The following is a 23,579-nucleotide window of genomic DNA, read 5'->3' as shown; positions in this document are numbered from 1 at the left end:
GAATTTATTATTTTTTAAGCAAATCAGCTGGTAGGAACTTCAAATCGCGAACTTGTTTAGCTTGGAATTCTTTACTGGAGATATAAGCGATAAATGCTTTAGCTGGATCCTTAGCTTCGCCTTTTGTATACATGTGTTCCACACCGAACAATTTGTATGTGCCGTTTTTGATGTTGTCTTCTGTGTAAGCTACGCCATCAATTTTCAAAGCTTTTACAGTATCATCGATATAAGGTGTATCAACATAACCGATAGAACCGGATTGACCTACTACTGCCGTTTTCATTGCACCGCTGTTTTCTTGTGTGATTCCGTCTTTAGTGAATTCTTTGCCGTCCAAGATGATTTGTTGAACCAATTTACGGGAACCTGAGCTGTCTGGACGGTGAACAAGAACGATTTTCGCGTCATTACCGCCAACTTCTTTCCAGTTCGTTACTTTACCCATGTAGATATCTGCTGCTTGTTGCTTCGTTACGTTATCTACTTTTACATCTTTATTTACGATTAGTGCGAATGGAGCAATAGCCACCTGGTGGTCAACAAGACCTTTATCTTTATATTCAGCAGCTGGCTCAACATCGGAGTTACCAATGTCTGATGTACCGTCTGCTACGTTTTTGATTCCTGTACCTGAACCACCTGCAGTTACGTTAATCGTTACCTTAGGGTTCTTTTCCATAAACTCTGTTGCCGCTTGTTTCACTAAAGGAAGAAGTGCGCTTGATCCAGAAGCTGTTACCGTACCACTCAAATCAGTTTTAGGTGCTTCACTAGGCTTTGCAGAAGCTGCTACAGTTGCAGCAGGTGATGCGGAAGCCGTATCTTTCGTTTCTGTTTTAGCGCCGCAACCAACCAAAGTCCCCATCATTAATACCGCGGATAGTGTGAATGTAATTCCTTTTTTCGACATGAAGTTAAACATAGTTAACATGTCCTCCTTTGAATGTATGTTTCTGGATTTGGTTAAGTTCGATCCCCATCTTCTTGTGTGTCGAACGACCTTACTTCTACATCGTAACAAGCGAATGTAAAATTCAAACCATCGAAACGTAAACGTAATGTAAAACTTTTAATTTACAAATTGTTTACATAGTTCGATGCTCTAGTTAATAGAAGCCCCCTATATTAATAAGTAGGTAAGCAGAAAAATGTCAAAGCTTGCCTATTTATAGGAGGTATACATATGCGTATTATGTCTTTGTCCAACTTTTCTATGCGTGCTAAATTGATCGCAAGCTTTAGCGGCGTGCTGCTCGTTTTCTTGGCCGTGGCCCTGTTCAATCTCCATCAGGTAACGCAAATTAAGCAGCATATGACCGAGCAGAACGATAAAGTCGATCTTAAAGTGATGGCACTAGAGCTTAAGAATATGGTTCAGGAGATGAACATCATTGCTTCTGGACTTGAGATTTCAAAGAAACCGGAATTTATCGAGAAGTACAATAGTAAACGAAAGCCCTATAACGATCTCATTCAGAAGATTGGCAATACCGCCAGCTCCCCGGATCAGCAAAAATGGCGAAGCCTTTTAATCCAAGCATCTGTTGATTACATCAATAATTTCGATACGGCAGCCAAAATGGTTCAGGATCCGAATATCAAAGCAAATGATCTTCAAATCAATCTGTTGTACTTATATAGTGAATCGCAAGAGTTGAAGGACAGCATCTTTGGATTAGTCGATAAGTTTTATGTCACCTATGCAGACGGCGCTGCAGCGGCCATTGCTAGCTCCTCCAAGGCCCTTAATGATAGCCGCACAATCATGTTGGTCGCTTCAGCCTTCGTCTTCTTCCTAACCATGGCCATAGCTTTTCTCATTATTACGTCGTTCACACGTCCGATCTCTGTTTTGCAAAAGGCTGTTTCCCGCATTGCTGCCGGTGATTTGACACACACCATTAATTCCACCGCCAAAGATGAACTGGGTCTGTTGAGCAACAGCTTCGATCAAATGATTAAGCAAGTGCGTCTCATGCTCGGCGCGACCAAAGGGATCGCTTCTTCTTTATCCGCTCACTCCCATGAGTTTCATCGATTCTCCCAGCTGACAGCTTCAGCTAATACAGATATTCTGAAAGCAATCCATGAAATTTCAACAGGCGCTGACGAGCAAGCGATGAAAACAGAGAGCAGCTCGATGCTCATTGCCGAGCTGGAAGCAGAGATCCGCGACATCAGCGCGTATACCAATGAAATGAAACGCAGCAGCGACGAGGCAGCTGTCGGTACACAGCAAGGCACCGCGTCCGTGCAGGCGCTGAAAGCTGCGACTGCGCAGTCGCAGATCCTGCTGCAGAAGGTAGATGCGGCGATGCAGACGCTCAGCGCCAGCTCGAACCAGATCGGCGCCATCGTGCGCTCGATCATGGATATTTCAACGCAAACGAATGTGCTTGCGTTGAATGCCGCGATCGAAGCGGCCCGTGCCGGTGTGCACGGCCGCGGCTTCTCCGTGATCGCGGACGAAGTGCGCGAGTTGTCCCTGCAAACCAACGGATCGTCGAAGACGATCAGTGGCATTATCGGGACGCTGCAGGGGCAGATCCAAGAGCTGCAGCTCTCTTTGGTCGATGCGCGTGAATCTGCGTTGACGCAGAGCAGCCACGTGGAGGAGACGTTCGGCTCTTTCAGTCGAATCGAACAGTCGACGTTCGTCATCCGCGAGCAGATTGTGCAGATTCATCAGAAAATCGAGCAAGCTCAGTCCAAAAACGATCACCTCGTCGATTCCGTTCAGTTCGTTGCCGCGATTGCACAGGAAACAGCCGCTGGCGTGGAAGAGGTCAACTCGACCAGTATCCAGCAGGACGCATCCATTCGACGTATTGCCCAAGAGTCGGATGATATTCTCGAGCTTGCACAGCAGCTATTTGCTGAAATAAGTAAGTTTCAGATTGCCGAAGTCGATGGTGAACCTAAGGTGATTGAGGCGGTCGCTAGCTTTGCGACTAAAGAAAAGGATGTTGAGCTAACGAGTCAAACCGTTGTGCAAATCGTTAATCAAATTGCAACAATTGAAGGGGAATTGAGCATCGACCCCGAGTTGGAACAACGTGTTCCGGTGGAAACTGTGGAAGATGATCAGGTTAAACTTCAGGAGAAGAAAAAGGAGCTAGTAACTTCCAAATAGGTGTCCTCCATACAGAAAAAAGAGCTGAGCCCCTTCGGGGACTCAGCTCTTTTGCGTATTTCACGATGCTTGCTTGGCATCATCTCGAACATTCTTCGTTATCAGTGTTCCGCTATTTACTTCGCGATCTCATCGGTTGCCTTAATGTTACGTAGGATACTCACTTCAACACGGCGGTTTTTGGCTCTGCCTTCTGTTGTCTCATTCCCAGCAATTGGACGGTACTCCCCATAACCAACCGAGGAATAAGACGCAGGCTGAATCTTACTGTTATTGAGTAGTATTTTCATAAAATTCACGGCTCGCTTCGCGCTTAAATCCCAGTTTGTTTCAAAATCCGCCCGATGAATCGGTATATTATCGGTATGTCCAGCCACCTCAACCTGATAGCCTGGATATTGCCCAAGTAAATTCGACATCGATACAGCTAACTTTTGCGACTCCTGCTTAATGATAGCGGAACCGGAGTCGAATAGCGCACGATCACTAATCGTGATCGTTAGCTTCTCATTATCGAGCTTCGTTGTCAGCTGTTCACTCATGTTATTTTCCTTAATAAACGCATCCATGCTTTGCTTTAATTCTTTCAAATCTTTCTCTTCCTTCTGAAGCTTAGTGGCCAGCTGGCTTTCTGTCTTACTCTCTTCTTTGGTTGGTGGATTCTGATTTTTCTCATTATTTTTCGTGGAATTCGCAGCATCATTAATGGGAATTAAATTTGACATGGCGAAGGGGGCTTCGCCACCCGTAAAGGCATTGTTTAATGAATGCATGATGGAGTCATATTTCTTGGAATCCAGTTGACTAGACGCAAACAGAATGATAAAAAGGGCAAGGAGTAAAGTTAATAAATCCGCATAGGGAATCAGCCAGGTTTCATCGATATGTTCTTCATGATCCTCATGCTTCTTTTTTTTACTCACTGGGCTGCGCCCTCCTTCATTTCATCGTCATATGCTATACGTTCCTTATTTGCAACGAAGATCATCATTTTTTGCTTCACGGAATTCGCGGATACACCCGATTGAATGGAAAGCAAGCCCTCAACAACCATCAACTTGATTTCTACTTCTTTCTTAGACTTCTGCTTAAGCTTGTTTGCAAAAGGATGAAAGACGACATAGCCTAAGAAAATCCCGAACATGGTTGCCACGAACGCGGCTGAAATCAAGTGTCCAAGCTTCTCAACTTCACTCAAATTACCAAGTGCAGCAATAAGACCTACAACGGCTCCGAGTACCCCCAACGTTGGTGCATATGTACCTGCTTGTGTAAAAATGCTTGCATATTTCTTATGTCTTGTTTCCATTTCTGCAATATCTTCAAGAAGAACATCACGTACGAAATCAGGGTCATTCCCATCGATAATCAGACGCATCCCACTTTTCATAAAAGGGTCGGAAAGCTCCTCTGCTTGCTTCTCCAAGGACAATAGCCCTTCACGACGCGTAATGCTCACCCAGTTAATGAAAGTCTCGATCAACTCTTTTTTGGGCATTAATTTCTGTTCAGTAAAAATGATTTTTAATAAGGCCGGGATTTTCTTCATCTCGTCGAGCGAGAAAGCAATGAACAGCGCCGAAGCTGTTCCACCGAAAATGATTAAGGCAGCCGCGGGATTTAATAAGGCCGCTAGACTTGCTCCTTTTAATACCATACCGAAGCCAATTGATACTGCTGCCAGGACGATACCTATGATTGATGATTTCTCCATGCTTAAAGCACCTCTTTACGATCTATTTGTCATCCGTTATGCAAAATAAACGACTCCACCGTCCTTCTTGGCAGGGTGCGTTTATCAAGAAATATAGCCCAATTATCGTGTGAAACAGATAAACTGTTATATTTTACATCAACTTATTCGACCAAGCTTTTCGACAATAAATGAGTTCCTCTATTTATAATAAGTTTATTTGGACGTTACGACAATCCTTTTCTGTAAAAAAATAGGTCTAAAGTCCCTCCAATTCATAAATTCGATCAAATTAGGTCGAAACTTGACGATCATCTCAACTTTAAAGTTATAGATAAGAGGGTGATATTCCTGCTTGTTTCGCTCTCTCTTACGGAATTCACTCCATGTGTAGTAAAATTGGTATGTCTTGGTATTCATTTTGGGAACGATAGGACAGAACACCATCAGCTTGCCATCGTAGGAGGAATGATTGGATTGGAGAAACGGCCTTTTGGCTCGACCGGAGCACATTTCCCACTATTAAGCTTCGGCGCTCAGCGTATTGTGGATGAACATAACTGTACAGAGGAACAAGCGATTCAGATTGTGAATCGTGCGCTCGATGAGGGAATTACCTATTATGATACGGCGCCAAGTTACTCTGCGGGTCAATCGGAGGAACGTCTCGGCAAAGCGTTAGCACTGCACAAACGCAGGGATGACGTGTGGATTGCGACGAAAACACATGACCGTACTAGAGATGGATCCTTGCGACTTCTAGAAGCGAGTCTGAAGCGTCTCCAGACGGATCATGTTGAGGAGTGGCGCCTGCACAATATTATGAAAATGGAAGAGTTGGAGCAGTGTTTCGCCAAAGGCGGTGCCCTGGAAGCACTTATCGAAGCAAAGGAACAAGGCATGATTAAGCATATTTCGATCAGTGGTCATACGAATCCCCTTGTCCAATTAGAGGCTATTGATCGCTATCCGTTCGATAGTGCACTCGTCGCGCTGTCAGCAGCCGATCACCTTGTCTATAGCTTCGCCCATGAATTTCTGCCGAAAGCGAATGAAAAAGGCGTCGCGATCATCGGCATGAAGGTCATGGCACTAGGTAAATTAGCGCCATGGTATGAAAAAGCACTTCGCTACACATTGTCCTTACCGATCTCAACTGCCATCGTTGGCATGGAGTCTATGGAGCAGCTCGAACAGAATCTTGCGATTGCGAAAACCTTTACCCCGATGACCGATCTCGAACAGCTCGATTTTCTCAAGGAAATCATGCATTTGGCGAACCCGGATGTCCTGCGGTGGAAATCCACGGACTGGGTGTCTGGAGAGTGGTATGTGAGGTAGATAGGACGCAAACAGCCGCCCCACAAACGAGAGGCGGCTGTTAACGTTTATTCTAGTCCAATTGCCGAACATGCACACCCTTGTCACGAATACGATCAAGCGCTTCCTTACTCGTGAGCCGGTCCGTAATGACATGCTGGATCTCCGACCAGCCTGCCACTTGCGTTAAGGCTTGTGTGCCGAACTTACTATGATCAGCGAGCAGATAGGTTTCGTCTGCAATGCTGATCATTTTGCGCTTAATGAGCGCTTGAAGCTCGTTTGATTCGCTGATGCCACGCTGAACATGCACCCCTTTGCATGAGAGAAAAAGCTTATGCGCATGGTACATATCCAAGGATCTTTCCGATAAAGGCCCCACGTAGGATAAGGACTTCGGCGAAAGTAAGCCACCTGTGGAGATGACTTGTATCTTCTCTTTGCCGCTTACCTCGAGTGCAACCTTCATCGAATTCGTGATGATGGTGATGGCCATATCCGGAATCATTTTGGCCATATACCAAGCCGTTGTACTTGCATCAAGAATGATCCTATCATGCTCTTGAATATGCGAAACGGCTTCCTTCGCTATGCTATTTTTGAAGTCAGCGTGCGCTGTCTCCCGCTCCATGAAAGGAACCTCAGTCTGCGCTTCCTTCACGCTCACCGCGCCGCCGTGGCTGCGCATAAGCTTGCCATCTGCCTCTAACCGATCCAAGTCACGTCGAATCGTTTCTTCCGTAACTTGACACAGCTCGCTTAGCTCGGTTACCCGGATGCTTCCTCTTTCATTTACCAATTGAACGATTCTCTGCCATCTTTCTGCTACCAGCATCGTTACCCCTCATTTCACCGTCGATCGGGAGGCCACATCACAAAATACTGCATACGCCGCCTGCCAACCCGCGCCATCCTCTGGATGATACGTTTTGACCGGGAACGAATTCCGAATCAGTTTCCTGGCTTCGCGCAAATTCGCGATATACCCTAGTGCTATCCATTGTACTACAAGGTTTCCTAAGGCACTACCCTCTACTGGGCCCGCCCACACCTCACGCTGTGTAGCGCCCGCTGTGAATTGGCAAAGCAGCTCGTTCTGGATGCCGCCGCCAACGATGTGAAGTCCACGGTACGTTTTACCTGAAAGCTGCTCTGTACGCTCTAAAATAAAGCGGTATTTCAGCGCTAAGCTTTCCAAAATGCAATGCACGATTTCACCGTCGGTTTGAGGCACAGTTTGCCCAGTATCACGACAATATTGCTGGATTTGCTTCGGCATATGAGCAGGGTTGAGGAACATATCATCATCCGGATCGATAAAGAATTGGAAAGGTTTCACGGCTTCCGCTTGCTTCACCAGTTCAGCGAAGCTGCCTGTTTTCCCTTCCTTCTCCCACGTCCGTTTACACTCTTGAATGAGCCATAAGCCCATGATGTTCTTCAATAAACGGTTCGTGCCGTACACGCCGCCTTCGTTCGTGAAATTCCAAGCTAACGCTTGTTCCTTGAGCACTGGCTTCTCTGTTTCTGTACCAAGCAACGACCATGTTCCACAGCTTAGGAACGCAAAGTCATCATCAAGAGCAGGAACAGCAACTACCGCGGAGGCTGTATCATGCTCGCCAACAGCAATGACAGGAATGGAAGGAACATCCAGTTCTTCACAAACGTCAAGACTTAATGCACCGACACGTGTTCCTGAAGCGACTGGCGGCAAGAAGATCTGTGCAGGAAGTCCTAATTGTTCGATGAGCGATGCATCCCACGTCAAACTAGTCGCATTAAACAGCTGCGTCGTAGTCGCGTTGGTGTATTCACTGTGCTTTTCACCGGTGAGGAAATAACGCAACAGGTCTGGGATCATCAGAAACGTTGCTGCGCGGTCAAGCAATTCAGGGTTGTTTTCTTTTAATGCATACAGTTGGAAAATGGAATTGAATTGCAAAAACTGCAGCCCCGTTGAGGCATACAGCTTCTCCCGACCAACAATATCCATGACATGCCCCATGATGCCATCTGTGTGGTGGTCCCGATAGTGATACGGATTCCCCAACAGCTCACCATTCGCAGCTAGAAGTCCGAAATCTACGGCCCACGAATCAATCGCTAAGCTTTCGATATGCGTATAGCCGAGATGCTTTGTTTGTAAAATGCCTTGCTTCAACTCATGAAGCAACCGCAAAATGTCCCAATGAAGGTGGTTGCCCACCCTCACTGGATCATTCGAAAAGCGGTGAATTTCCTCGATCGTAATCCGGCCCGCTTCAGAATCAAGACGTCCGACGATCGCTCTGCCGCTGCTTGCTCCCAAATCAAAGGCTAGAACAGTCGAAGAGGTACTCACCAGCTTGCACCGCCTTTGCCGCGCGCGTTAATTTTCTCGTCGTAGCCGCTTTCCAAATAAGCTTTCATCGGATCTACTGGCACACCGATTTCTTCACGAACCACTTGAAGCAAAGGAGTTACATCAAATTCAAATGCTTTACGAACTGCATCCTCAGCACCAAGAACATCTTGATTCGCTTGCGCAGCTCTAACTTCTTCAAGATTAATCAGAAGGGCTTTTGCGTATTGCGTTTGTACATTCAGAACAGAACGAAGCATCGCAGGGATTTTACGCTCAATGTTATGACTTTGGTCGATCATATAAGAAATGTTGTCTGCAGCTTGACGAATTTGTGGATTCTTATCGTTCGCCGCATCAATGATTTGGTAGAAAATCAAGAACAATTCATAGGGATTCACAGAACCGACGATAAGATCATCATCCCCATATTTACGGGAGTTGAAATGGAACCCGCCTAGTTTATTCTCATCCAACAAGTACGTTACGATATGCTCGATGTTCGTTCCTTGCGGGTGATGCCCAGTGTCCACGAGCACTTCCGCTTGCGGACCCAATTTGTTCGCCAAATTGAATGCCATTCCCCAGTCTGCTAGATCTGTGTGATAGAACGCTGGCTCGTAGAACTTGTATTCAATCAACATACGCATACTTGGTGTCATCGCGTTATACATTTCTTTAAGTGACTCGTACATCCACGCTTTACGCGCTCTGATATCCACTTGACCTGGATAGTTGGAACCGTCAGCAAACCACAGGCTCAGCACATCGGAACCTACCGTTTTGGCGATATCCACGCACTCCAGCAAGTGATCCGTCGCTTTGCGACGAATTGCAGCGTTCGAGTTCGTTACACTTCCAAAGATATAATCATCTTCTTGGAAAAGGTTTGGGTTCACCGCCCCGATGGAAACGCCAAGATCAGACGCATGCTGCTTCAGCTTCGCGTAATCGTCTACCTTGTCCCACGGAATGTGGATGGCAACCGACGGGCAAACACCCGTCAGTTTATGAACTTGCGCAGCATCTTCGAATTTCTCGAATGGATTACGCGGTACGCCCGTTTGTTTGTATACTTTGAAGCGCGTTCCTGAATCCCCGTAGCCCCATGAAGGAGTTTCAACTTTAAGGGCCTTTAGTTTTGCTTTTACAGTTGCTAAATCAATGCCTCTCAGGGCTTGTTGCTCTTCGAACAGCGCATAGGCTTTATCGCTCATTGGTTTATTACCTCCTAGTGGGTGAATTAGCGCGTGAAGGCAGCTGGTACGCCACCATCAACTGTGATCATGCAACCTGTTGTTTTTGCTGACTTGGATGAAGCAAAGTACACGATCGCTTCTGCAACATCTTTCGGGAAAATGTTAACAAGCAGCGTCGTTCTTTTGCGGTAGTGCTCTTCGAGCTGATCCGGTTCAATTCCGTAAGCAGCAGCCCGCTCATTACGCCAGCCGGAGTTCCAAATCGCGGATCCTTGTAGAATCGCATCTGGCAATACGGAGTTCACGCGAATACCGAATTCGCCGCCTTCCGCTGCGATACAACGAGCCAAGTGAATCTCTGCCGCTTTTGCCGTGGAGTAAGCGGATGCATTTTTCCCTGCAAATACGGAGTTTTTGGAGCCAACGAATACCATGCTGCCGCCAATCGTTTGCTTTTTCATAATTTTAAACGCTTCTCTCGCTACAAGGAAATAACCTGTGCTGAGGACGTTCATGTTCAGGTTCCACTCTTTAAGGGATGTTTCGTCAAACGGACTGGAAGTTGCAAGACCTGCGTTATTCACGATAATATCGATTCCGCCGTAGCTTAGGATCGCATCGCGGAAAGCCGCTTCTACTTCTTCTTCTTTCGTTACGTCCATACGAACAGCAATCGCTCTGTTTTCGCCATATTGTTCGTTCAGTTCTGCTGCTAGCTTCTGAGCACCTTCAAGGTTCAGGTCAGCGAGCACAACATGTGCGCCATCTTTCAGGAATTGACGAGCTGTAACGCTTCCGATTCCGCCCGCGCCGCCAGTGATGAACGCAACTTGACGGGAGAATTCAGCTTCAGCAGGAGCCAGTGTTAATTTATAAAGCTCAAGTGGCCAGTACTCCACGTTGTAAGATTCGTTTTCGCTAAGGGATACGAACGTTCCAAGAGAAGTAGCACCTCTCATTACGGAGATTGCACGGTGGTACAGAGCGCCGCTTACTTGCGCCATGGCCCAGCTTTTACCTGTGTTGATCATCCCAATTCCAGGAATCAAGATAACACGCGGAGCTGCTTCATTGATCACGTCGCCTTCATTTTTGTTACGGTCAAAATAGGCTTTGTACTCTTCTTTATACGCTTCGATACCGGCTGTCAGTGCTTCGCTAAGGGATGCTGCGTCACCTGTTGTCGGGTTCCAATCGATATATAAAGGTTTCATTTTCGTATGAACAAGGTGATCTGGGCAAGCCGCTCCCACTTGGGATAAGACTGCTGCATCACGGCTATTTACAAATTGAATCACGTCATCTGCGCTGTCTGTTGTAAGGATCATTTTCTTCTCGTTGCTTACAGCACCGCGTACGATTGGTAGAACTTGCGCTAGAATCTCGTTACGAGCTTCTACGCTAAGTGTTTCATATTTGGATCCGCCATACAAATTAGCTTCGTTCACACGAGCTTCGATGAAGCTTTCCGCTTCATTAATGATGGCAAGTGTTTTGAGGTAGCTTTCTTCGGACGTTTCGCCCCAAGTAACTAGACCATGCTTCTCCATAAGAACAAGCTCAGCCTTCGGATTATTTCTAACACCATCAGCAATCATTTTGGAGAGTGTAAAACCAGGTCTTACATAAGGTACCCAAACGAAACGATCGCCATAAATTTCTTTCGCAAGCTCACGTCCATTGTGTGCGCAGCAGAGTGCGATAATCGCATCTGGATGCGTATGGTCAACGTTTTTATAAGGTAAAAAGGCATGTAAAAGTGTCTCAATGGAAGCACGCGGATGTTTACTGTCGATCATACAGTTCACAAGGTAAGCAACCATTTCTTCATCGGACATTTCGTCACGCTCGATCAATGGACGAATATCTTCCATGCGCAAACCTGTGAAATTCTTTGCTTTCATCGTTGCAAGGTCAGAACCGCTGCCTTTTACGTACATCACTTCGACATCGCGACCACGGAAATCCTTCTCAATCGTTTTGTATGAGGTGTTACCGCCGCCCCAGTTGGCAACTGCACGATCGGTTCCTAATAAATTGGAACGGTAAACAAGCTCCTCTACGCCTTTTGATACCGCATTCGCTTTCGATGAATCCCACAAATTCGCAACCATAAGTACCCTCCTAATTTTACATCGCATGAATTTTTGTTTGTTTTTGATGGTTTCATCTTACCACATCTTTGTTTGTTTTTGAATAGTTATTTTTATGTTTGTTTATCTGTGTAAGAGAAACAGTTTCCTCCATGTGCCGTATATAGAAGAAAGGTGATGATTGGGATGATTTTTATCAGCATTCTGTTTCGATTCGATTCAAAAAGGGACGCACATCAGATCAATTGACCTGACGAACGTCCCTTTTCCGTTATATATCATCATCGAAATGCCACTTATCTCCACCGCTGCTTGAATCCCCAGTCATATCATCCTGCATGTCCCCTGGATAATCACCTACATCATCCTCGGCAACATTTTGCAAGTCAAAGGCATTGATCGTCATGATCGGATACGCATGATGCGCCGCGATTTGTGCAGCCTGCAGTTTCATAAACTTCGGCGAGCCCTCTGTCTCTTCATCATAGACAAGCAGAATGCCATCAGAGTTTCGTAATAGGAACTTGTCCCTCTCTTTGAATTGCCACGGCCCCTCATACTTGGTCTTCGTTATACTATTCACGTAATTGGCGCGCTGCATAACGCTAGCGTAGCACCCTTTTTTATCGTCGCTCCACTTCTCTTCTTGCTCTAGAAATGGTGTGATCACCGCAAGCTTCAGATCGGGATGGGTTCGTTCTCTCAGATCAAGCACAGCTTCTGCCGCCCATAGCTCTACACCCCATTGACCACTAACTACAACCCATTCAAGTCCGTCATCCAACAAAGCGATGAGCCGCTTTTGAATCGCTTTTTTAATAATCGGTATACCAGGATGTTTCAATGAGAAAATGCCCAACTCATTCGCTTTATACCCTGTAATAAGCACACGTTTCAAACGAACTCACCTCCTTGTTGATCATCCTAACAGGTTAGCATAGTTGCATCTACTTAGGAAGAAGCACTTCCCCGCAATGGATGATATTGATTTGTTTTGATACCTAGCAATCTTGCAAATGGACGCTCATTTCGATGATCAACTAGCCTCTCGACCAAGCCAGTCCACTATGATTTGCATAACTTATATCATCTCTTCTCGAAAGGATGATAGAACATGGCAAAAATCAAACAAGGATCCGGCGGACCTGTACAATTCAGACATCGCATGGAGGGCTTGACGTCACTAGTGCTAAATCATAGACATTCCTTCGGTAATTTATCGGATATAGTCATTCCAGTGAACGGTAGACACCGTCATACGTTTCAGGGAATTACTACAACAGCCGATGGTCATCGTCATTCCTACACCGGACAAACAGGTCTCAACATCGGTGTCGGTTCGAACCATTTTCATCGCTTCCAAATTCTAACAAATGTCACCAATGGGCATCGCCATGTCATTTCCGGCAGAACTACGGGTGTCATTCGTATCGGTGTTGTGCTTGGGCACAAATTGATCATTGAGAGTATTGTTCGTCAGAAAGTATAGCAAGTTAGTACAATGCACAAGCCTTTGGTCGCGTAAAACCCAAAAAGACTACTATACATTCAGTAGTCTTTTTTGTACTTAAATAAACTTCAAGATTCCCTAATCACTTACCCATTAAAACCTCAACCAACCACGGATACGCCTGGCTCCCATTCACTTCATGAACACCATCATAGAGATGAACGCCCAAGCGATCTGGAACGCCCGAAATCGCATACACTTGTTCCAAATAGGAGACAGCCGTTTCCACGCCGTCAACTGGAAAAATCGGATCCTGTCTTCCGGATGCGACGAACAATGGTCGTGGAGCAAGTAATCCGATCAATTCAGGAAGCTCCGCAAAATCGAGCACACCAGGTACATAGTTATCGATACAATGTCGAATTCCCATGATGCTGCGCTTAAATGTATTGGTGAACGCACACAGGACCGTAGCCTGAATACGTTCATCTAATACAGCCGTATAAGCAGCAAGCAGTCCGCCTCCAGAGAATCCAAAACAACCGATACGGTTAATGTCTACATCCTTGCGTGACACAATGTAATCCAATGCTCGCATCGCTTCTTGTACACGTACAGCAGCTAACGAGACACCATATAACAAAAGATGTGAAGCGAGCGTCTGGCAAGACGAATTGCCGACTTGCCCATCCCGTTGATCTACTTCCAACCGCCGATCACCGAAGCCAAGGATTTCGGGAACGACGACCACGAAGCCGCGCCTAACCATTTCCAAGGCATAGTTTCCATGTAGATCCGGCTCTCCGCTATGCTCAGTCCCATCTGCGTTCAGACCTACGATCTGCCTGCTCCCATAACCATGCCCATGCAGGGCAAGGACTGCGGCAGACTTACCAGTAGCGCCTTTTGGCAGCAGCACATAGACGGGAACTCGAAAGCCCCAAAACGTGCCGATTTCGATTCGTTCGCGGAAATGATCCTGGAGCTCCACACGTTCAAGAAGAACAGGACGAAGTTCGTCCTGTCCCTCCATTGGCACAGCTAATGAGCTCACCAAACGCTTCTTCATTTGATCCTTCGTCAGTTCAGCCCATTCAGCATGCTGCTGCTCGCGTTTCAACTCGAAAGAACGATAGAGCTGTTCCATACTGTCGTCCGGACTCCACATTCGACATCCCTCCGTAGTAAGTTAAAATTTCACAAGCTTATTAACAGCAACGGGTTGACCCGTCCGTAGTGAGATATTTCCAGCAATGCCTGTCAGGATGGACATCGCTCCGTCCACGTGTGAAGCCGCGCGATTAAAACGGTCATCGGATGGCTTATCGAAGATATCTTGCAACAGCACAGGATCTCCGCCGCCGTGGCCGCCGACGCCTTCTTCGATTTCCACTTGATACGGCGCCGCGAACATTGGGAATACTTTGATCGATTTCTCCTTCAATGCGCCCTCATCCGCTTTTTCGCCGCCCGAATTTACGTAGGATTTCTCAACAACGCGCATTTCAATACGACCCTTGCTGCCATTGATATTCACATTGAAACCTTCCCAAGGCAAATACGCATTCAAGGAATAAGTAAGAATCGCTTTGTTTTTATATCGAACCATAACGCCCATCGTATCTTCAATGGAGATCCCGTCACCAAAAACGCTTTGATCACGTTGGTAGCCATCTTCATGCTCTGCATCCAAATACAGCCCTTTGAGATGCTCATTGCTATCCAAATGCAGGGCAAATGGATCTTCTTTGGCATACGCATTCCCTGTTGCACGTTGGTAGAACTTCGTTTCTCCGCGCTTCTCTGCATTCGCTTTTCCATAAAACATTAGATCTCCCATAGCGAAAACCGTCTCTGGCTGCGTTCCTAACCAGAAGTTGACGAGATCGAAATGGTGCGTTGACTTATGAACAAGCAAGCCGCCGCCATTACGTTTATCGCGGTGCCATCTACGGAAATAGTCCGCTCCATGCTCCGTATTTAACAACCATTCAAAATGTACCGAATGAACATCGCCAATCGTCCCATCCATAATTAACTCACGAATTTTCGTATTGTGCGGTGCATAACGGTAGTTAAACGTCACGCGAAGCTGACGCCCCGTCCGTTTAATGGCATCAAGGATTTCTTGGCATTTCTCTTCGTCAACCGTCATCGGCTTCTCTGAAATGACATCACAACCAAGCTCCATCGCTTTGATAATGTACGTATGATGTGTACGGTCTACCGTTGTAACAATGATCGCATCTGGCTTCTCTCGGCGGATCATTTCCTCGAATTGATCAGCTTTATAAGTAGGAACAGCATGATATTCATACTTCGAGGCAAGTAAATCATTCGTAAAATTCATGCGCGTTTGATTAATATCACAAATCGCAACTAACTCCGATGTATCTTGAAAGTCCTTCACCATGGAACCATAGAAGAATTCAGCTCGTCCTCCAGTACCTACAATCGCATAACGTGTTTTCATCTTGTACCATGCCCCTCTCGTTTTAGAACCATTTCATGTCTTATAGCAAGATTAATACAATATTTGTTGCGTTTCTAATCAAATATTACTTAATCACTTTATTTCCTTGCATATATTGCTGTAAAATGGAGGGAAGACTGCGAATCAGAGAGGTGTCCGCCTTGTTTCATTACGAGATTGAAAGACTGCGCAGGGAGCAATCCTACACCATGCCAGTGAATCATATTCATGCCCATTATGAAATTTATTATTTGATCAGCGGCAAGCGTTACTATTTCATCCAGGATCGCTCTTATTTGATGCAAGTGGGTGATCTCGTTTTTATCGATAAAAATAAACTTCATAAAACGCTAGACGCGAACGATCTTCCTCACGAACGCATCTTATTAAGTTTCAACGACAACTGGATAAGTACGATGGGCCAAGAAATTCACACGATCGCATTGGCTCCTTTTCGGCAAAAGCAGATTATCTTTTCGCTATCAGGTGCGAATCGGACACTCGTCGAAAACCTTCTTTTTAGCTTACTTCGCGAACAGCAGCAAGAGCAGAACGGCTGGGAGCTCAACAGTAAAGCGCTGCTAACCCAATTGCTTATCTGTTGCACGCGACTTATTGATCAGCTAAGCCCCTCTGAAGAGCACCCGCAGGCTCATAATCCCAAAATTTTCGAGATTGCTTCCTATATCAATGAACATTTCCACGAACGACTCAGCTTGGCGTCTATTTCGGAGAAATTCCATATAAGTCCCAGTTATTTCTGCCGTTCCTTCAAGGATACGACTGGTTTCTCCTTCATTGAATACTTGAACAACATCCGCATTCGTGAAGCACAGCGACTACTGAGAGAAACGAAGCTAAAGGTCATTCACATCGCTGAACAATCCGGGTTCGATAGTGTCGCCCATTTCGGGCGGGTTTTCAAACAGGTCACTTCTCAAACACCGTTGGAATGCCGGAAGATGATGCATCTGGGCTTGTAACCATTTTCCGATACTCTGTCGGCGTCATATGTTTGAGCGCTTTGAACGTCTTGATAAAATAACTCGGACTTTCAAAACCAACCTCACTGGCAACATCAATAATTAGGATCCTTGGATCTTCCAGACACTTCATCACTTTCTCGACTCTATAGAAGTTGAGGTATTCGACGGGTGTCTTTTTGACGATCGCTTTGAAAAATCGACAGAAATGACCTTCACTCATCCCAATCAAGGATGCGAGTTCTTGAATCAGAATTCGCTCTTTATAATGCTCATGCATAAAGTGGAGCACTGGCTTGATTCTCTCGATTTTGCTAGCCTGCGTGGAGTTTCGCGGCAGATCAGAGGAGTGCTCGCTATGCGGCAGCAGTTCGGCGAATATCGCCAGCAAATCCGCTTTTATTTTCAGCTCATAGCCCAGCGTTTTCCCCTCATATTGCTTGATAATGTCCATGAGCATCAAGAGAACTTGCTGTCCCCAGTCCGTCGAACGGAAAATACCCGGCAAGATCAGTCGTTGTTCGAGCCATGGCTGGATATATTTACTTTGGATGACATCGTAAGCGCTGCTGCTGAGCAGATGAGAGTCAAAGACGATTGCATGAAAATAGGCGGAATGTTCACTCGCTGGGTAGCAGGCATGCAGTTGCCCGCTCGGAATGAGCAATGCTTCACCTTGCGCAAGCTCTGTCATAGACGAGCCTATATAGAAGCTTGCGCTCCCTTCAGTCATATATATAAATTCAATTTCCTCATGCCAATGGTAGTTGAAGAAGACGTCATTTTCTTTCTCAACACGGTACACACTTAGCGGAAACATGAGATCACCATGAATTCGACCTTCATGTAAGGTTACCAGATTCATAGTTGCGACACTCCTTACATATCAAAATTGTTATATAACGATATCAGCATCCTGCAAGACAAATATACCATAAAGCGAATACAATTTTACTTAGTGATACAGGATTATATCAATATAGTTATACAAATAACTCATAAGGAGCTGACTGCATTGAAATTTAGTGATGGTCAATGGATGACCCGCAAGGAATACCAAATTATTAGTCCTGTTGAAGTACATGATACGTATACAACTGATCATTCTCTTACCCTATTCGGCCCACCCAAACCGATTATTGACCGTGCTGGCGAGTTAGACACTCCCCTTATTGAAGTGAAGTTGTCCTCCCCCATCAAGGATGTCATTCGCGTTCAAATTTTTCATCATAAAGGAAAAAAACAAGTTGGACCGTACTTTGCGATCAACTCAGACGAGGGGCTTGCCGTTCACATAGACGCAAATAAGTTAGAAGCAAGCTTGACCAGCGGCAACCTGCGGGCAAGCATTCGAAGAGACCAACCATGGCAGCTGCAATTTGATTATGAGGGGCGCAAGCTCACTTCCAGCGGTTTCAAAAGCATCGGCTACGTGATCTCAGATAGCGCAACCACTTACGTAAGAGACCAACTTGATCTAGGTGTAGGCGAGAACGTTTACGGACTTGGTGAGCGATTTACGTCATTTGTCAAAAATGGTCAAAGCGTTGATATCTGGAATCGTGATGGAGGAACCAACTCCGAACAATCTTATAAAAACATCCCTTTCTATGTAACAAATAAAGGGTATGGCGTATTCGTAAATCATCCTGAGAACGTTTCCTTTGAGGTTGCCTCCGAGAAAGTATCGAAGGTGCAATTTAGTGTGGAAGGTGAATACCTCGAGTATTTCCTGATTGGCGGAGCCAATTTGAAAGAAGTACTTGGCAATTACACAACTTTAACAGGAAAACCTGCACTGCCTCCAGCTTGGACATTCGGTCTCTGGCTGACGACTTCGTTCACAACGAATTACGACGAATCAACAGTCACCAGCTTCATTGATGGTATGGCGGAGCGTGAACTACCGCTGCACGTTTTCCACTTCGACTGCTTCTGGATGCGAGAATTCCATTGGTGCGATTTCGAATGGGATACAAGAATCTTCCCAGAGCCAGAGCAGATGCTGCAGCGGCTAAAGAGCAAAGGCTTGAAAATTTGTCTATGGATTAATCCGTATATCGCACAGCGTTCTCCGATGTTTGAAGAAGGAATGCAAGGCGGCTACCTACTGAAACGACCAAACGGCGATGTGTGGCAGTGGGATATGTGGCAGCCAGGGATGGGTATCGTTGACTTTACGAATCCTGCCGCGTGTGAGTGGTATGCTGGAAAGCTGAGGAAGCTAGTCGATATGGGAGTTGACTCCTTCAAGACAGACTTCGGCGAACGCATTCCGACCGACGTTATTTATCATGACGGTTCCGATCCCGTTAAAATGCATAATTACTATACGCAGTTGTATAACAAAGTCGTCTTTGACGTACTGGAAGAGAAGCTTGGCAAGGGAGAAGCTGCCTTGTTTGCCCGTTCCGCAACTGCTGGCGGACAGCAATTCCCCGTACACTGGGGTGGCGATTGTACGGCAACTTACGAATCCATGGCCGAAAGCTTGCGAGGCGGGCTGTCATTGGGGCTTTCTGGTTTCGGCTTCTGGAGCCATGATATCGGCGGCTTCGAAAGCACTTCTAGCGCAGACCTTTACAAGCGATGGGCCGCATTCGGTTTGTTATCCAGTCACAGTCGTCTGCATGGCAGCCGCTCGTACCGAGTTCCGTGGATGTACGACGACGAAGCCGTTGATGTATTGCGCTTTTTCACAAAACTCAAAAGCAGGTTGATGCCGTACATTTTCCAAACAGCCGTTGATGCCTCTCAGCTTGGATTGCCGCTTATGCGTGCTATGGTACTCGAATTCGGCAACGATCCGACTTGCGATAACCTAGATCGCCAATATATGATTGGAGAATCACTTCTCGTCGCCCCTATCTTTGACGAAACGGGCATTGTGTCTTATTACCTGCCTGCTGGAACTTGGACACATTTCTTAACGGGGGAGAAAGTCGAAGGCAATCGATGGTTCAAAGAGCATCATGATTACATGAGCATCCCGCTCCTCGTGCGTCCGAACACGCTATTAGCGGTCGGGACCGTAGACGAGAAGCCGGACTATGACTACACAGCAAATAGCGAATTTCATCTTTTTGAACTGGAAGACGGTCGTGTTGCCGTTTCACGCGTGTATCATCCAACAACGAAGGATGAGCTTACACTCACTGTTACGCGCAGCGGAAATGTCATTCAAGCAGCAGCATCTGGTGATGCAGCAGCGGGTGGCCATTCATGGAGCATCGTACTTAGAGGCGCATCCTCGACACCACTGGTGGAAAATGGCACGGTAGGATCGCATGAATTCGGTGTGCGAATCACCGCGGACAACGCAAGTTCAGCAGTCAGCATAACCCTCAAAAAATGACGTATACAGACTTCCCTCTCACTTCTTTTATCGTTGTGAGGGGGAAGTTTTATCCTTTTGAAACGACCCAAACAAGGAGAATGCCATCGCAATGGAACGTTTATTTCGCATGTTTAACGAGCGGCTTCGCAGCAAGCTGATCGTTGTTTTTTCGCTGATTGTCGTCTTGATTGTGATCCTGCTCTCCTATTTATCGTATCGGCAATCCTCCTTGATGAATGAGGAAAATTTCATTGACAGCAACCAGAAGATCATGGGGCTAGTCAATCAAAATCTAGATAATTACATCAGCAAAATTGATGAATTCTCCCTGTCTCCGCGGAAAGATGCTGTATTCATGGATGCTATTATTTCAAGCGAGTATTTGTCTCAATTTAATATCCAGAATGTGATGAAAAACATGTTTTACTCTCGCGAAGATATTGAAGAAATGACGATCTACACACCCATTAACCATACCCAGTACCGACTCTCTCGTTCAACCGTCAATTTGACGCAGGTAAGCGATTTCCAAACCGAGCAAGAAGCTTGGTATAAAGAGGCCGCGGAAACACCGAAATTCAGCAGTATGGAGCCTGCATCTCAGGCGCAGCATTTTCTCGTGTTTCACCGTATTTTGATCAATATTGCGGATAAAAGGCCGTTAGCAGTTATTTCCATTACACTGAATTATCGTGAATTGAATCGCATATTCGGTGATCTGTCGGACAAATCAGGCGAGGTGATCGGGCTATTTAACAACGTGAACCAGCCGTTTTTTATAAATAAAGAGGGAATCTCGAACTTTCAATGGAGAGATTTATTAACCTATGTGGATAAGCAGACGAACGAGTCAGGTTATACGGAGCAGCGCTTCGGACACGAGTCTTATCTGACCAATTACAATATTTCTTCACAAAATAAGTGGAAGCTTGTTAAATTAACCCCTATTGCCGAGTTGAATAAAGCCGCTGCGAATGCAAGATCGATCAATCTCGTTGTGGGCAGTGCGTTTGTTGTGTTCTTCATTATCGTTGTTATCTTCGTTTCCAATGCCATAACTCGCAGATTAAAAGATTTCTCTCGCAGAATTGAGCAGCTGGGAGAGGGGAATTTTGAACTCGATTATGAATTCAAAGGAAAGGACGAAATCGCCCACTTATCGCGGAAATTTAACCAAATGGTGGTCAGAATCAATGGTTTGATCGCCGAGCGCTATGAAATAAAGCTAAATGAACGCAATGCCCGGTTGAAAGCGCTCGAAGCGCAAATCAATCCCCATTTTCTCTATAACTCACTGCAAGCGATTTCGACAGAAGCCATTATTCATGAGGTTGATTCCATTCAACGGATGGTCGATGCCCTCGCATCCACCATGCGATATTGTATCAAGGATGGCGAAACCGTTAGCTTACAGCATGAGCTGGAACATATTCAGAACTATTTGATTTTACAAAAAGCTAGATTTGGGGACCGCCTGCAAGTAGCTATCGATATCCCTGAAGATACCCTGAATTTACTTATCCCAAAAATGACACTCCAGATTCTATTGGAAAATGCCATCGAGCATGCGCTTGAGCAAATGTCTGAAGCCATTTATATCGAAATCAGGGCTGATCTTCATGGTTCGTGGCTCCTCCTGAATGTCGCCGATGACGGACCTGGCATGACTGCTCAGCGGCTTGAACAAGTGACCAAAAGTATGAATGAAAATTATATGGAGCTTCAGGAGGAAATCGGATTGAAGAACTTGTATTCCCGCATTAAGCTCATGTTCGGCATGGATGCTTATATGCGCTTACGAAGCCAACCGAATCAAGGAACGGAGATTGAAATCGGGCTCCCTATCCATAAACGCCAGGAGGAATCGCATGTATACAGTGCTAATCATTGATGACGAAGAACCGGCAAGACGTGCGATTCACGCACTTGGATCATGGGAAGAGCACAGAATTACTTCCGTTGTGGAAGCGAAAGACGGCTTGGAAGGATTAAACCTCCTTACCTCCATCCAACCCGATTTGATTTTCGTAGACATGCGTATGCCCTTCATTGGCGGGGTTGAGTTTCTTCAAAAAGCGAAGTCGTTGTCCTCTGGCAAATGCATTGTGGTGAGCGGATATGAAGACTTTGCCTTTGCCCGTGGCGCGATTACGTCTGGTGCTTTGGATTATTTGTTAAAGCCAATTAAGAAACTAGATTTGAATACGGCGATTGCTGGTGCGATTGCACAAATTGATCAAGAACGTGCAGAGCGAAATAACCAGCTCTCCGAGGCCATTTTACAAAATATATCAATGCCCCTGGTGAAAGAGAAAATTTTCGCATCCATTATTGACCAAAATGGCAAATTCCACAAAATCAAGGAGCTCGAGCAGTTGATCGAAGCCAAGCCGAATGACCACTTTCAGGTGATGATCATGACGATTCTGAATTTGGATAGGGTTAGTCAAATGAAGTTTCGAGGGGACTCCCATGCTTGTAATTACGCGATTACGAATGCGCTTAGCGAGCTTTTATCGGCAGTAGGCCAGACTTTCAGCTTTAAAAGCAGCAAAGAAGAACAGGAGTTCATCATCGTGCTTTCTCCGGATGAGTCCATGTCCACGATTACGCTTAGCACGGCCCAGGAGGCCGTTCTTCGTTTGAAGGAAACCTTTGGAACAGAATGCATGGTCGCTATTGGCGAACGGGCAGATCGATTGGATCAGCTGGATACCTCCTACCAGACGGCTAAGCTTTACTTGCAGCAAGCGAATCTCCTTGCCCCTCAGACGGTCCATAGGAGTCCAATGACCAATTCCTCCAATCGCATCTCCATTGTAACGAAGAAGGATTTATTACATCATGCGCTGGATACAGGCAGCGTGGTGTATGTGAGCAATATCCTCAAGGAATACTTCGAAGAGATTAGACGAGTAGGCTATTTCAGCATCGAGATGATGCTCCAGTGCAATAAGGAATTCCACGTTATTGCCGAGCAGCTAGTTCCGGCTGGAAACGTATTGTCACCTGAACAAGCGTCTCATCTCGAGCGGTTTGGGCTTCTTTTTGACAACCAAATTATGAACTTCGATCGGTATATGGATGCGATTACGACGTATCTAGAGGAATGGTTCGTCCTCCTGCTGCAAAGCCATAAATCCACCGATAAGCTAGGGATTGAACACATTAAAGCCTATATTGATCATCATTATTTCGAAGACATTTCAATCGCCTTATTTACGGAAAAATACTTCATTTCCAAAGAGCATCTGCTCCGTTTGTTTAAACAAAAATATGGCTGCGGTATTTATGAATACACACTGCAAGTTCGTATGGACAAGGCTAAAAAGCTGCTTCAGGATCCGGAATTGAAAATCCAAACGGTAAGCGAAAAGATCGGATACAATGACACGAACTACTTTAGTAAAGCGTTTAAAAAGCATTTCGGTGTATCACCATTGGCATTCAGAAGGCAATCCACCTTTCGAGTTTAAGACGTTTATGACATTTTTTTACCCTTAGGAAGGCACCATTTTACGTATATCCTACCTTTGGAATTTAGTTTAATA

Annotated in this window: 18 protein-coding genes; 7 read left to right on the top strand and 11 right to left on the bottom strand. The window is 45.7% G+C overall.

Annotated features, from left to right (window positions below; all coding sequences use genetic code 11):
- Positions 1 to 7: 7 nt before the first annotated feature.
- Positions 8 to 925 (bottom strand): phosphate ABC transporter substrate-binding protein, encoded by a 918-nt coding sequence (locus AC58P7_RS00720; protein WP_497339460.1) that lies wholly within the window; start codon positions 923 to 925, stop codon positions 8 to 10.
- Positions 926 to 1,186: 261 nt separating this feature from the next.
- Here AC58P7_RS00720 and AC58P7_RS00715 point away from each other — a divergent pair, with 261 nt between their 5' ends.
- Entirely contained in the window at positions 1,187 to 3,136 is a 1,950-nt protein-coding gene (locus AC58P7_RS00715) for a methyl-accepting chemotaxis protein (RefSeq protein WP_497339459.1), read from the top strand.
- A 116-nt stretch (positions 3,137 to 3,252) separates the two neighbouring features.
- Here the strand turns inward: AC58P7_RS00715 and motB are convergent, their stop codons facing one another.
- Positions 3,253 to 4,059: a flagellar motor protein MotB gene (motB, locus tag AC58P7_RS00710; RefSeq protein ID WP_497339458.1), complete on the bottom strand. Its 807-nt coding sequence runs from the start codon at positions 4,057 to 4,059 to the stop codon at positions 3,253 to 3,255.
- The gene (gene motA, locus AC58P7_RS00705) at positions 4,056 to 4,850 is read right to left on the bottom strand and encodes a flagellar motor stator protein MotA (protein WP_497339457.1); all 795 of its coding nucleotides are present in this window, start codon (positions 4,848 to 4,850) and stop codon (positions 4,056 to 4,058) included. The genes motB and motA overlap by 4 nt, the downstream gene beginning before the upstream one ends.
- A 447-nt stretch (positions 4,851 to 5,297) precedes the next feature.
- On the opposite strand from motA, the gene AC58P7_RS00700 reads away from it, so the two are divergent.
- Positions 5,298 to 6,170, top strand: coding sequence for an aldo/keto reductase (locus tag AC58P7_RS00700; RefSeq protein WP_497339456.1), 873 nt, complete (start codon positions 5,298 to 5,300; stop codon positions 6,168 to 6,170).
- Between the two features lie 52 nt (positions 6,171 to 6,222).
- Here the strand turns inward: AC58P7_RS00700 and AC58P7_RS00695 are convergent, their stop codons facing one another.
- From AC58P7_RS00695 to AC58P7_RS00675, 5 genes are all read right to left on the bottom strand, one after another.
- Positions 6,223 to 6,984, bottom strand: coding sequence for a DeoR/GlpR family DNA-binding transcription regulator (locus AC58P7_RS00695; protein WP_497339455.1), 762 nt, complete (start codon positions 6,982 to 6,984; stop codon positions 6,223 to 6,225).
- 9 nt (positions 6,985 to 6,993) lie between these two features.
- Positions 6,994 to 8,496, bottom strand: coding sequence for a rhamnulokinase (gene rhaB / locus AC58P7_RS00690; RefSeq protein ID WP_497339935.1), 1,503 nt, complete (start codon positions 8,494 to 8,496; stop codon positions 6,994 to 6,996).
- Complete coding sequence (gene rhaI, locus AC58P7_RS00685; protein WP_497339454.1) at positions 8,490 to 9,710, bottom strand: L-rhamnose isomerase; 1,221 nt, start codon at positions 9,708 to 9,710, stop codon at positions 8,490 to 8,492. The genes rhaB and rhaI overlap by 7 nt, the downstream gene beginning before the upstream one ends.
- 26 nt (positions 9,711 to 9,736) lie before the next feature.
- On the bottom strand, positions 9,737 to 11,806 hold the full coding sequence (locus AC58P7_RS00680) for a bifunctional aldolase/short-chain dehydrogenase (protein WP_497339453.1): 2,070 nt from the start codon (positions 11,804 to 11,806) through the stop codon (positions 9,737 to 9,739).
- A gap of 250 nt (positions 11,807 to 12,056) precedes the next feature.
- Positions 12,057 to 12,683 carry an SLOG family protein gene (locus tag AC58P7_RS00675; protein WP_497339452.1) on the bottom strand — a complete coding sequence of 209 codons (627 nt, stop codon included), beginning with the start codon at positions 12,681 to 12,683 and terminating at the stop codon, positions 12,057 to 12,059.
- A gap of 216 nt (positions 12,684 to 12,899) precedes the next feature.
- On the opposite strand from AC58P7_RS00675, the gene AC58P7_RS00670 reads away from it, so the two are divergent.
- The gene (locus tag AC58P7_RS00670) at positions 12,900 to 13,274 is read left to right on the top strand and encodes a YmaF family protein (protein ID WP_497339451.1); all 375 of its coding nucleotides are present in this window, start codon (positions 12,900 to 12,902) and stop codon (positions 13,272 to 13,274) included.
- A gap of 103 nt (positions 13,275 to 13,377) precedes the next feature.
- Here the strand turns inward: AC58P7_RS00670 and AC58P7_RS00665 are convergent, their stop codons facing one another.
- Together AC58P7_RS00665 and AC58P7_RS00660 are read right to left on the bottom strand one after the other, a co-directional pair.
- Positions 13,378 to 14,403 carry a dienelactone hydrolase family protein gene (locus AC58P7_RS00665; protein WP_497339450.1) on the bottom strand — a complete coding sequence of 342 codons (1,026 nt, stop codon included), beginning with the start codon at positions 14,401 to 14,403 and terminating at the stop codon, positions 13,378 to 13,380.
- Between the two features lie 21 nt (positions 14,404 to 14,424).
- On the bottom strand, positions 14,425 to 15,708 hold the full coding sequence (locus tag AC58P7_RS00660; RefSeq protein ID WP_497339449.1) for a Gfo/Idh/MocA family oxidoreductase: 1,284 nt from the start codon (positions 15,706 to 15,708) through the stop codon (positions 14,425 to 14,427).
- A gap of 152 nt (positions 15,709 to 15,860) precedes the next feature.
- Between AC58P7_RS00660 and AC58P7_RS00655 the strand changes: the two genes are divergently transcribed.
- The gene (locus tag AC58P7_RS00655) at positions 15,861 to 16,691 is read left to right on the top strand and encodes an AraC family transcriptional regulator (protein WP_497339448.1); all 831 of its coding nucleotides are present in this window, start codon (positions 15,861 to 15,863) and stop codon (positions 16,689 to 16,691) included.
- Here the strand turns inward: AC58P7_RS00655 and AC58P7_RS00650 are convergent.
- Positions 16,639 to 17,556 carry an AraC family transcriptional regulator gene (locus AC58P7_RS00650; protein ID WP_497339447.1) on the bottom strand — a complete coding sequence of 306 codons (918 nt, stop codon included), beginning with the start codon at positions 17,554 to 17,556 and terminating at the stop codon, positions 16,639 to 16,641. The two genes, AC58P7_RS00655 and AC58P7_RS00650, sit on opposite strands and share 53 nt — an antisense overlap.
- 150 nt (positions 17,557 to 17,706) lie before the next feature.
- Between AC58P7_RS00650 and yicI the strand changes: the two genes are divergently transcribed.
- From yicI to AC58P7_RS00635, 3 genes are all read left to right on the top strand, one after another.
- Positions 17,707 to 20,046, top strand: coding sequence for an alpha-xylosidase (gene yicI / locus AC58P7_RS00645; RefSeq protein ID WP_497339446.1), 2,340 nt, complete (start codon positions 17,707 to 17,709; stop codon positions 20,044 to 20,046).
- 91 nt (positions 20,047 to 20,137) lie between these two features.
- A complete protein-coding gene (locus tag AC58P7_RS00640; RefSeq protein WP_497339445.1) occupies positions 20,138 to 21,919 on the top strand; it encodes a sensor histidine kinase in 1,782 nt (593 codons plus the stop codon).
- On the top strand, positions 21,897 to 23,504 hold the full coding sequence (locus AC58P7_RS00635; protein ID WP_497339444.1) for a helix-turn-helix domain-containing protein: 1,608 nt from the start codon (positions 21,897 to 21,899) through the stop codon (positions 23,502 to 23,504). The genes AC58P7_RS00640 and AC58P7_RS00635 overlap by 23 nt, the downstream gene beginning before the upstream one ends.
- Positions 23,505 to 23,579: the final 75 nt, after the last annotated feature.

It is taken from the genome of Paenibacillus sp. J22FR5, from assembly GCF_059691975.1.
The sequence above is the reverse complement of the archived record's forward strand: the minus strand, read 5'-3'. Positions and strand labels throughout refer to the sequence as shown.